Raw genomic sequence first — 9,503 nt, forward strand, 5'->3', positions numbered from 1 at the left:
ACCACGGTTACGGACACGTCGGACCGACCAGACTCGGGCTGCTTTGGAAGCAGAACGCGTCCTCGGGCGGAATCGGGTTGATGGTCCAGTAAACACCATCCCAGACCGCCGTGAACACATGCCAGACCGTGGCGGGCGTATTCGGCGGCATCGTGAACGTCGTTTGCAGGCACTCGGCCGCGCCGCCGGACGAATAGACGTTAACCTCGAGTCCCTGCGAGTTCGACATCGCCTGCGAACCGCCGGAACTGAGGTTGGTGAAGTCGTGAACCAGGAAACTGTAGGTCTCTCCGATCACCGGGTCCTGGCTCAAGCCGATCGTCGTGGTTTCCGGACCATACGACAATGTGTCGTCCACGTCGAGGTTCACGATGACCCCGCATCCCAGTGCCGCGTAATACAGGTGGTACGGGTTCTGCGAATCACATCCCCGGTGGGGCGCCCACAGGTGCGAGTCGAGGTCGCTCGGAGTTGCGCCCCACGTGAGCACGACGCGCATCTGGCCTTCGAGCAACGCCTGGCTGAGCGCGGCGTTTTGGTTGTCGATCGTCATCGCGCCCTGCGTCCAGACGATGATGTTCGACTCGCACATGTTCGTCGTTGCCGCGGCCCGCGCCGTGTAAACACCGGCGCGCATGTTGTTGACGATGTACCGACCCGTGAAGGTGGTTCGCGCGGTGTAGAGCACCGGCTCGGTGGTCGGGGCGTTGATACCGCGACGAAATTCCAGATCGACACCGTTGAGCGGGCCGCCGGTGAGCGCGTTGCGGATGAACCCGGCCGCGGTCCCGTGCACGACCACCGGCTCGCGCACCATCTTGCCTTCGGGGAGCTGCGTCACGGCGTCGGCGGGCGCCCGCGTCCAGATCTTCGTCTCCATGAAGCCGGGCGTGTTGAGCGTGATGTAGTAGTCGAGATCCTGCAGCGCCGGAAACACGTAGGTGCCGTCGGCGGCGGTCGTCGTGGAATCCACCGGCGTTCCGTCGTCCTCGAATAACTCGACATCCACCCCGGACAGCGCCTGACCGCCTTCCGCGTTAACCGCGATCCCCTGAATGTCGCCGAGCGCCAATGCCAAGTCGATCTCGGGGGTGAACACGTCCTGCCGGGCCTCGATCAGGCTCGGGAACATGACGTAGTCCCCCGTTGTCTGTGCGTTCGACGAGTCGCCGAATTCGGTCACGATCGGCGTGTCGTCTCCGACACCGGCGCCGGCGGCGATCATCGCCAGTCCGCCGGCGATCGCCATCACCGCGAATAACCTGAGTTTCATGCCACACCACCTTCGCCGCGCATCGGCGGGTCACACGCAGGCCGCAAGAAAAGTCCGGTCAATTGCGCCCTTATGGTTCGATTGTAATTTGAGGCGCGGTGAAGTCAATGCGAAATCGGCCGCCGCCGCGAATTTGAAGCCGGTCAAGAGTGCGTGAAAACGCGGCTCGCGGGCTTGAAAATGGGGGTCGAAGCGGCCTGGTAAGCCGGGTTCTGTCCGGACGGGGCGCTCCCCACGAACGCGTCCGCCCGCGACGACCATTCCTCTAGGACGACCGTTGCCGATCGCCTCCAGCAGCCGACCCGGGGTCTTGGACGAGCCGCCCGTAACACCCCGATTTGGCCTTGCACCGGGTGGGGTTTGCCTCGCCGCCGGTCTCCCGGCTGTCGCGGGTGCGCTCTTGCCGCACCATTTCACCCTTGCCGTCGGCGCTCGCGCGCCGCTTGGGCGGTGTAATTTCTGTGGCACTTTCCCTGGGGTCGCCCCCGCCGGCCGTTAGCCGGCACCCTGCCCTGCGGTGCCCGGACTTTCCTCCCGCGGCTCGCGCCGCCGGCGGTCGCCTCGGCCGCTTCGACTTCGTCAGATTAGCCGGGATTCGCGATGCGCGAAAGCGCGTCAGGCGCGCTCGTCGATCGCTTCGTTGCTGAGTCGATCGGCGATCACGTTCTGCTCGCGCGGCACATGGCGGTACAGCACGCGCCGAAAGCGCTTTTCCTTTGCCTTCACGATGCGGGCGAGATCGGCGAGGGTGGGATCCTTGATCTTGTAGACGCCGGTCAACTGGCGCACGACGAGTTCCGAATCGGCGCGGAGTTCGATCTCCGTCGCGCCCGCCTTCGCCGCTTCTTCGAGACCCAGAATCACCGCCTGATACTCCGCGACGTTGTTGGTCGCGTGGCCCAGATATTTCTTGTAAGCGCCGACCAAACTGCCGTCCGGCATGGCGAGGAACGCCCCGGCTCCCGCCGGACCTGGATTGCCGCGAGACGCGCCATCGGTATTCAGGATCATCTTCGACGCGGGTTTTGCTTCGAACGCGGGCTCCGGGACCGTTTCTTCGCGCCCGGGAGTGGGATTCCGGTCGGTGGACGACGCAACTCTCGGATCGAGCGACTGCGCCGTCGCATGCAGAATCTTGCGTGCCAAGGACTCGTCCACGCCGGCCTCGCGCGCGATCATGGGAAGATATGGGCTTGCGGCCGTTGCGTGCAGAAGGGATCCCAACCTCTTTCGACGCAGTTCCTCTCCGTCCTTCACGCGTCACCCCCCGGCGCGGACGCCGTGTTCACGCGCGACGGACCGTCCCAATAGAGAATGCGGCGGCAGTTCGCGCACTGAATGACTTCGCGATAGACCTGAAGCTTGTTCACGACCAACGGCGACACCGTGATGTGACAACCCTGGCAGGTGCCGCCGTTCGCCTTGGCGATCGCAATGCCGCCTTTTTGCGTGCGAAGCTGGTCGTACCTTTTGAGCAGCGGCGCATCCACGTCCTTCGAGAATTCCTTGCGCTCCGCGACGGCCTCGGCCAATTCATCCGGAACCTGCGCCAGGCGCGCCCGAAGTTTGGCGATCTCGACATCGGCCTTGGTCCGCGTCGTCTCGTGGACCAGTCGCGCCTTCTTCACCGCCAATTCGTCCTGCTCGATGCGTTCGAGCAGGATCAGGATCTCCTCCGACCGGGCGTCGTTGGCCGATTCGTGGTGCGCGATCTCCTTTTGAAGCGCCTGATACTCGGCGTCGTTGTGGACGTTCATGATCTTTTTTCGATCGGCCGCGAGCCGCGCTTCGCCGTCCTGCAACTCTCGCTCTTTGTCGCGGCGACGCTTCTGCAGTTCCTCGACTCCCGCCTGAGCGGCCTCGAGTTCCCGCTTCGCCTTCTCCACACGCGCCTCGTACTGGGCGATCTTCAGCGGAAGATTCGCATTCTCTTCGCTGAGCCGATCGATGCGGCTGTCGATTTCCTGCAGGTTCCCCAAGGCATGAATTTGATCTCTTAGTTCGACCACCAAATCTCCCTCACGTTTTGATTCACAGCGATTCCATCGGATCGCGCTCCACGCGCAGCGCGTGCACGGCCACATCGATCCCATCCCGCCTCAACGACTCGCCGAGCGCCGACTCGACCATGCGGGCGAAGTCGATTTCCGACGCGAAGTGTCCGATGTCGAGTACCGCAACACCCAAATCTTCGGCGTGCCTTGCATCGTGATACTTCAGGTCGCCGGTCACGAGCATCGCATCGCCGAGTCGCGCAGCCTTCTCGATGAGCGACGCCCCCGCGCCCGTGCAGATCACGGCCCTGCGAACGAGGCGATCGAGCGGGCCCGCGCCGACGACGCGCCGTGCGCCGGTGACCTGTCGGAGCGTCGTCGCCAGTTCCCTCGGAACAACCGGCTCCGCAAATGTCCCCACGCGAGCCACGCCGTCGCGTCGCGGATTCGAGCGCAGCGGATAGACATCGTATGCGACTTCTTCGTACGGATGCGCGGCAACCATCGCCGCGACGACCGCGCCCATCCGATGTTCGTCGATCAGCACCTCGAGACGGGTCTCGTTCTCGCGCGCCAGTTCGCCGAGGGCTCCCGCGAACGGACTCGCCCCGGCCTCGGGAAAGAATGTCCCCGTGCCATCGAGCTGAAACGAGCAGCACGAGTAGTTGCCGATCACCCCCGCGCCGGCTGCGAACATCGCCATCGACACCTCGTGCACGCGGTCCGGCGGAACGAAGGTGACCAGCTTGAACTGCGTCGTGCGCGCCGTCGGCTCCAGCGGACGCACGTCGGTCAGTCCGAGCGAGTTCGCGAGACGATCGTTGAGTCCGCCCTCGGCCCAGTCGGCGTTGGTGTGAATGACAAAAATCGCAACGTCCCGACGCACGGCATCGGCGATGAGCGCTCCCACCGGGCGGTCGAAACGAATCGCGGAAAGCGGTTTGAAGAGCAACGGATGATGCGTGACGAGAAGGTTCGCGCCGATGCGCGCGGCTTCTCCGATCGTTTCCGCCGTCGCCTCGAGCGCCGCGGCGACACCCCGCGCCTCGGCGCCCGGCGATCCGACGAGCAGCCCCACGTTGTCCCATTCCTCGGCGAGCGTCGGCGGATAGAGAGAGTCGAGTCGCGAAATGATGTCGCCGATCGTCGTCACGACAGCATCCCCCTGGCGATGTGCGAAGAAAAAAAACGCATCGGAATCTTCCGATGCGTCGCTTCGCGGAACAAAGCCATGCTCACATCCCTTGTCAAATCGAGCCGACTCATATCGAGCCAAGTCATATCGTGCGTGGGCCCAGCAGGACTCGAACCTACGACCAACCGGTTATGAGCCGGCAGCTCTACCAACTGAGCTATGGGCCCGCTCGGCCTCGTGCTTCCAATCGGACGTCGGACCGCGCTCGGCTCGTCGGCCTCGCGAAGGTCCGTCTCAACTCTCCATGAACGCGCGCAGTTTCTTGCTGCGACTCGGATGACGCAGTTTGCGCAGCGCCTTGGCTTCGATCTGCCGAATGCGTTCGCGCGTGACCGCAAAGTCCTGTCCGACCTCTTCCAGGGTGTGGTCCGAGCGTTCGCCGATCCCGAACCGCATGCGAAGAACTTTTTCTTCTCGCGGAGTCAACGTCGCGAGCACCTTGCGCGTTTGGTCGGCGAGGTTCGCCTGCATGACGGCCTCGGCCGGGCTGACCACCTTCTTATCCTCGATGAAGTCGCCGAGATGGGAGTCTTCCTCCTCGCCGATCGGCGTTTCGAGCGAAATCGGCTCCTTCGCAATCTTGAGAACCTTGCGCACCTTGTCGAGCGGCAGGTCCATCTTCTCCGCGATCTCTTCCGGCGTCGGTTCGCGACCGATCTCCTGCACCAGATAGCGGCTTGTGCGCACGAGCTTGTTGATCGTCTCGATCATGTGCACGGGAATGCGGATCGTGCGCGCCTGATCGGCGATCGCGCGCGTGATCGCCTGACGGATCCACCACGTCGCGTAGGTCGAGAACTTGTACCCGCGCTTGTACTCGAACTTGTCCACGGCCTTCATGAGGCCGATGTTGCCCTCCTGGATGAGATCCAGGAACTGCAATCCACGGTTCGTGTACTTCTTGGCGATCGACACCACGAGCCGCAGGTTGGCCTCGATCAGCTCGGTCTTCGCCTGCGACGCCATGCGCCGGCCGGTTTCCGCCTCGGCCACGATGGCGCGCAGCGGCCCGACTTTTTGCATCGCGTCCTTTTCGATCTGCCGCGTGAGCTGCTCGGCGTCCTTCCACTCCTTCTCGTAGTGGAGCATCAGATCGACATCGAGCTTCTTCTGCCGGCAAACCTTGCGGAACTCCTTCATCTCCGCGGTGAGCCGAATGGTCTTGCGGAATTCCGTCGCCGTGAGGGCGGTTTTCTTGAGGATGTGGTCGTGACGCTTTTCCTGTTCGTGAATGAACCGGTACAGCCGCACGTGGTGGTCGATGATGCGGTTGACGACGGTCTCGCTCAGATTGATCTCCTCGAGGATCTTGAACGTGCTCGCCCGGGCGCGGTTGATGCGCTTTTTCAGGTTCGAGCGTTCCGTCTGGCTGAGCCGACGTTTGGCGATCGCCGTCATGTCCGAGAGGATCTTCTCGTCGTTGGCCTGGATCTTGGCGATGTTATTGATCACCCGCTGGATGATCTTGTCCTCGTTCGTGATCTCGCGTTCCTCGTCGAGGCCCTTGATGATGTCGCGAACCTTGACCGTGCCGTCGGCGAGCCGCTGCTTGAGAATGCCCATCAACTGCGATGTGAGCGGCGACGAGAGGATCGCGCGCAGGGCATCCTGCGAGCCCTTCTCGATGCGCTTGGCGATCTCGACCTCGCCCTCGCGCGTGAGCAGCGCGACCGAGCCCATCTCGCGCAGGTACATGCGGACGGGATCGTTGGTCTTGCCGATCGTGTCCGCGTCGATCTCCTCGTCTTCGTCATCGGCGGCGCTTTTCTTCTTCTCTTCCTTTTCCTTGACGGGCTGGTTCTCATCGACGATGTCGATGTCGAGCTCGTCGAACATGATCATCACGTCGTCGATCTGCTCGGACGAAAACAGGTCGGTCGGCAGCAGCTCGTTGACCTCGTCGTAGGTCAGGTAGCCGCGCTGCTTGCCCAGATCGATCAGTTGCTTGAGTTCCTTGATCTCCTTGTCCTTGGAGACCGCGGGCTCGCTCGTATTCGTCTGGACCGTCATGAGACCACCGACCCTTCCCGCGCCAGCTCGTCGATCTGCGCGCGCAGCCGCCGTTTTTCCACCATCAACTCCATTTCGCGCCCTTCATTCCCGTCGTGCCTCGCTCGATCGAGCTCGTCCGCGACCGCGTCGAATCGCCGCTTCGCGTGTTCGGTCGCCAGGCGCCGACGAAATTCGACGTACGCCAGATCGGCGCTCTTCTCCTCGATGCGATCCTCATCCATCGCCCAGCCCGCGATCTCGTCCTGCAGTTCCGAATCCTCGAGCGAACCGACGAGCTCGGCGATGCGCATCTCCCGGTCATCCTGACTTTCCAGGCAGCGTTCCACGACCAGGGAAGCCAGTTGTTTTAAATCAGGTCGGGTGAATAGATCAATCAGGCGGTCCTCGTCAAATGGGTACGCGAATCGCGGGTGGATGAGCATCAACTTCAGAATCCCTTTTTCCGCGTCGGCGCGCGGCGCCTCGCGCGCGTCGGGACGCGATGCCCCGGCCGCTTCGGGTCGTGGACGGCGCAGCGTCCGCATCTCGTGGCGGATTGCCGCCTCGGTCACCCGGGCGCGTTCCGCCACCTGCCGGATCCACGTGCTCTGCATCACGGCGTTGTGAATCTTAGCGAGCGCGGGCACGAGCGCGTTCACCGCCCTGGCGCGACCGGTAGCGTCCGACGACTGCGCCGCAAAGGCGCGATTCACGACGAACTCGAGCATCGTCGGCGCGGCGGCCACCCGCGCGGCGAATGCATCCGCGCCCTCCCGTCGCAGGAAGCTGTCGGGGTCGTCGCCCGCCGACAGAATCACGCAGCGCGGCTCGACGTCGGTGGTCGCGAACAGGTCCATCGCGCGCTCCATGGCTTTTTGGCCGGCCTCGTCGGCGTCGAAAACCAGAAACACGTTGTTCGTCGAACGAAGCAGCCGGCGGACGTGATCCTCGGTGAGCGCCGTGCCCAGCGCGGCGAGCGATTCGGAGAAACCGTATTGGTGCAGCATGATGACGTCGAGGTTGCCCTCGCAAAGAATCGCGCGGCCTGCGCGGCGAATGCCGTCAGTCGCCAGATCGAGGCCGTAGAAATTCTGGCCTTTCGTGAAGATCCGGCTTTCGCTCGAATTGATGTACTTGGCCTTGTCGTCGCCGACGAGCACGCGACCGGAAAACGCGATCACCTTCCCGGCCGTGTTGCGGATCGGGAACATGAGCCGTCCGCGAAAGCGATCGTAAAATGTCCCCTTCTCGCTCTTCACGAGAACGCCGGCGTCGGCGGCGCGCTCCGGCGTGAATCCCCGGGAACGCAACGCGCCGGACAGAGCGTCCCAGGAATCCGGCGCGAAACCGAGCCCGAATCGGCGGCCCATCTCGGGGTCGATCCCTCGCCGATGCAGATAGTCGCGCGCGAGGACGCCCTCGTGCTCGGCGGTCAGGCAGCGCCGGAACCAGTCCGCGGCGAAATCGTTGATCGCGAAAAGCTGCTCACGCAGCCCTTTGGGTTCTTCGGACCCGCCGATCTCGAATTGGATCTGGATTCCGACCTGATCGGCGAGCAGGCGCAGCGCCTCGACGAACTCGACGCCGTGATACTCCATGACGAACTTCACGACGTCGCCGCCCTTGCCGCAACCGAAACACTTGAAAATCTGGCGGTCGGGATTGACGTGAAAGCTCGGCGTTTTCTCCTGATGGAACGGGCACAGTCCCACCTGCGCGCGGCCCGCGCGGCGAAGCGGCACGACGCGACCGACGACCTCGACGATATCCGCGCGACGGCGGATCTCCTCGATTTGATGTTCAGATACCCGCGCCATCGAACCAACTCCCGACACCGGAACGGGTTAGAGCTGGATCACGTCCATCAGTTTCTGAAAGAACGCCGTTGCGAAGGGCGCGAGGAACGACCCTTTCACGCCCGCGGCGACCTTGGGCGACACCGCGCCCTTGACGATCACCGCCAGAATCACACCCACGCCCAGAAAACCCTTCGCGCCGCCGAACGCGGCGCCCAGCGCGCGGTTCGCGCCGGTCAGGTCGAGTTTCTTCGCACCCTTCGACAGCATGACGCCGACCGACGCGAAGCCGAAGGTCGTCACCAGGAAGAGCAGCAGAAAGGCCGCGAAACGTCCCAGCCCCGCGTTCACGCCCAGCATCTTCGAGAACCACGATCCGATCGGACCGTACAGGTTGGTCGACAGAAAAATCGCGACGATGAAGCCGAGAAAGGTCAGGAACTCGTTGAAGAATCCCTTGACGTATCCCTTACCGGCAAAAATCGCGACGACGACCAGAATGACCAGGTCGATATACGGCATGAATCGTTCGTGACCCGAGAAAAAGACGCTCGATTGAGGGGACTCTACAGGCGGGCCAGAGCTTTTTCAACCTGCTCCTTGATCCGCTTCCCGTCCGCGGCTCCCGCCGCTTTCGCGATCACCGCCTTCATCACCTTGCCCATGTCGCGCGGCGACGTCGCACCCGTCTCGCGAACCGCCTCGTCCACCAGCGACACCAGTTCTTCGTCCGTCAGTTCTTTCGGCATGTAGGCATCGAGCACCGCGATCTCGGCGGCTTCGGTCGCGGCCAGATCCTCGCGACCCGCCTTGCGATACGCCTCGATCGAATCCCTGCGCTGGCTGACGGCCCGCTTCAAAACGGAAAGGGCGTCCTGTTCGGACAGGTCGCCCTTTTCGATCTTCACCTTGTTCAGATCGGACTTGACCATGCGCAGAACCGAGACCCGAACGGTCTCGTGGCTTTTCATCGCGGCAATCAGATCCTGATTCACCCGTGCGAGCCAATCGGTCACGGCCGTCCCCTCCGAAGGATTACGTGCGCTCCAGCTTGCGGAGCTTCTTGAGCAGGCGCTTTCGGGCCGCGGCGGCCTTGCGCTTGCGACGCACGCTCGGCTTTTCGTAAAACTCCCGTTTGCGAACTTCCGACAGGATGCCGGCCTTTTCGCACTGACGCTTGAAGCGCTTCAAAGCGCTTTGAAGCGGCTCATTTTCACGAGCACGAACTCCAGCCATGCGTACGGATCCCTCCC

General features: G+C 63.2%; 9 protein-coding genes, 1 tRNA gene and 1 other RNA gene. All 11 read right to left on the reverse strand.

The genetic code is table 11. The features are described from left to right. Positions 1-7 precede the first annotated feature (7 nt). A complete protein-coding gene (locus IT350_09480; GenBank protein MCC6158273.1) occupies positions 8-1,273 on the reverse strand; it encodes a carboxypeptidase regulatory-like domain-containing protein in 1,266 nt (421 codons plus the stop codon). A 184-nt stretch (positions 1,274-1,457) separates the two neighbouring features. Continuing rightward, positions 1,458-1,846: RNase P RNA component class A (rnpB, locus tag IT350_09485), an RNA gene on the reverse strand. A gap of 42 nt (positions 1,847-1,888) precedes the next feature. Then, entirely contained in the window at positions 1,889-2,284 is a 396-nt protein-coding gene (locus IT350_09490) for a ribonuclease HI family protein (protein MCC6158274.1), read from the reverse strand. A 242-nt stretch (positions 2,285-2,526) separates the two neighbouring features. Continuing rightward, positions 2,527-3,282, reverse strand: coding sequence for a hypothetical protein (locus IT350_09495; protein MCC6158275.1), 756 nt, complete (start codon positions 3,280-3,282; stop codon positions 2,527-2,529). A 22-nt stretch (positions 3,283-3,304) separates the two neighbouring features. After that, positions 3,305-4,420: a Nif3-like dinuclear metal center hexameric protein gene (locus tag IT350_09500; protein MCC6158276.1), complete on the reverse strand. Its 1,116-nt coding sequence runs from the start codon at positions 4,418-4,420 to the stop codon at positions 3,305-3,307. A 136-nt stretch (positions 4,421-4,556) separates the two neighbouring features. Beyond that, positions 4,557-4,629 (reverse strand) — tRNA-Ile (locus IT350_09505). A gap of 67 nt (positions 4,630-4,696) precedes the next feature. Then, positions 4,697-6,472, reverse strand: coding sequence for an RNA polymerase sigma factor RpoD (rpoD, locus tag IT350_09510; GenBank protein MCC6158277.1), 1,776 nt, complete (start codon positions 6,470-6,472; stop codon positions 4,697-4,699). Continuing rightward, positions 6,469-8,271 (reverse strand): DNA primase, encoded by a 1,803-nt coding sequence (locus tag IT350_09515; protein MCC6158278.1) that lies wholly within the window; start codon positions 8,269-8,271, stop codon positions 6,469-6,471. Before IT350_09515 ends, rpoD begins: the two co-directional genes overlap by 4 nt. 27 nt (positions 8,272-8,298) lie before the next feature. Continuing rightward, positions 8,299-8,772 carry a CvpA family protein gene (locus IT350_09520; protein MCC6158279.1) on the reverse strand — a complete coding sequence of 158 codons (474 nt, stop codon included), beginning with the start codon at positions 8,770-8,772 and terminating at the stop codon, positions 8,299-8,301. Positions 8,773-8,816: 44 nt separating this feature from the next. Next, the gene (locus tag IT350_09525) at positions 8,817-9,266 is read right to left on the reverse strand and encodes a GatB/YqeY domain-containing protein (protein ID MCC6158280.1); all 450 of its coding nucleotides are present in this window, start codon (positions 9,264-9,266) and stop codon (positions 8,817-8,819) included. Between the two features lie 19 nt (positions 9,267-9,285). After that, the gene (locus tag IT350_09530) at positions 9,286-9,486 is read right to left on the reverse strand and encodes a 30S ribosomal protein S21 (protein MCC6158281.1); all 201 of its coding nucleotides are present in this window, start codon (positions 9,484-9,486) and stop codon (positions 9,286-9,288) included. Positions 9,487-9,503: the final 17 nt, after the last annotated feature.

This window comes from Deltaproteobacteria bacterium, from assembly GCA_020845895.1.
In the GTDB taxonomy this organism is placed as follows: Bacteria; Lernaellota; Lernaellaia; order JACKCT01; family JACKCT01; genus JADLEX01.